Below are 1,622 nucleotides of genomic sequence, written 5' to 3'. Positions count from 1 at the left end.
ATAAATTAAAATTAAGAAAATTTTACCGGTTTTCTTGTTCTCAAGCAGCTAATACGCAAGCTAACACTAAGCTTAACCCCCTATATTTGACCCCTTATAAAAATCTGAAGCAATTTGGTCTGTTCAAGTTATTTACTAAAATCATAACCCTACTTATATTCCTATTGGCTGTGCTATGTAATAGTGTGGCTCAGCGTTTGGCAATGATAGAAGCTTCTCCGCAAAAGCCAACTTATATACAAGCACTGGTAACTCCGATAGGGTTAAGTGATAAAAGATTGGAAATTGAAGATGGTGTAGTCGTACAAGGTTATCGACAGTTAGTAAAGTTGACAGATATTCGATATGACTCATTGCAGCCTAATATTGATAATAGCAAAGAAAATGGCGGTAATGATGGTAACGTATCTGACAAACAGCCATTTAATCCTTTTACGACAAATGACAATCCCAAGTCTAAATCGAAGCAAAAAACAGCTCTTAATAATATAACACAAAGCTTAAATTATGCTTCCATTAACACCTCTCAACTACCTGCCACAATGACAGTGATGCTACAAAGCTATCAGATTAAGGATCTAATACTTAATGATTTAGCCCCGCATCAGCATTTAAATATGAAACTATCATTGCTACCCCTAGAGTTGAAGAATAATGACAACCCTGATGAATTTGATGAATATCGCTGGTTAAGCAGTCGTCATGCAACCGCAAAAGCTTTTGTCGTTAGTATGGATGATAAAAATGAAAGTGTTAGGGCTAAACCTGCCCATTCAAAAATAATACCTACCGATTCAAAAACAATACCTGCCTATACGAAAACAAACTTAACGCTTCAGCAGCAAATAGATGTCATGCGTTATCAGTTTCGTGAGCATTTTATAGGATTAATGAGAGCGCGTTCTAATAAGGATATCGTCACTCATCAAGTTGATACTCCAATAGTCAAAGAGTATAAAGATAATGACCTAAAAATTTATGACTCTAGAAGTAGTTACATCAAAAATAGCGAGGGAATAGTTAATAGTAACCAGACAAAATTAAATCAGGACGAGGTAGCCGTTACCTTAAGTTTATTAACTGGGGATCGTAACTTAATTAGCGATGACATGACAGCATTGTATCGCTTTGGCGGTATATCACATTTATTGGCTATATCTGGGACGCACGTTCTATTTTTAAGTTTGTTGTGTGCCTCAATGGCTACAGCATTCATAAATTACTTTTGGCCCAGTCTGTACTATATTCTACCTCGATGGCAATGTGCTTTTATTATTGCAGCCATAACTGCTTTTGGTTATGCGCTTTTCGCAGGCTTTGATGTTCCTGCATTGCGCACGGCGTGTATGTTATTACTGGCAGGAGTAATGCGTTATATTCTAGCAGTACCTGCAATTTTCAAAATGCTATTGGTATTAGGCGTAGGTATGGCCTGGGCAGATGTTTTTGTATTGTGGCAAGCTGGATTTTGGTTATCATTTGTGGCAGTTGCCGTATTGGTCGCTTTTAGTCAACGCTGGGATCGACGCGATAGTCAAAATCATAATTTAACCTTCCCAGCCAAACTTAAACAGCAGTTTGTAGCTCTATTCAAATTACAGCTTTGGATGTCTGTAGCATTA

General features: G+C 37.3%; 1 protein-coding gene. It reads left to right on the top strand.

Translation table 11 applies throughout. The features are described from left to right. Positions 1-86 precede the first annotated feature (86 nt). Positions 87-1,622, top strand: a 1,536-nt coding sequence (locus QZ265_RS10840; protein WP_296406081.1) for a ComEC/Rec2 family competence protein, incomplete at its 3' end; no start/stop codon positions are given.

Origin of the sequence: Psychrobacter sp. (assembly GCF_018260395.1) — a bacterium.
In the GTDB taxonomy this organism is placed as follows: domain Bacteria; phylum Pseudomonadota; class Gammaproteobacteria; order Pseudomonadales; family Moraxellaceae; genus Psychrobacter.
The sequence above is the reverse complement of the archived record's forward strand: the minus strand, read 5'-3'. Positions and strand labels throughout refer to the sequence as shown.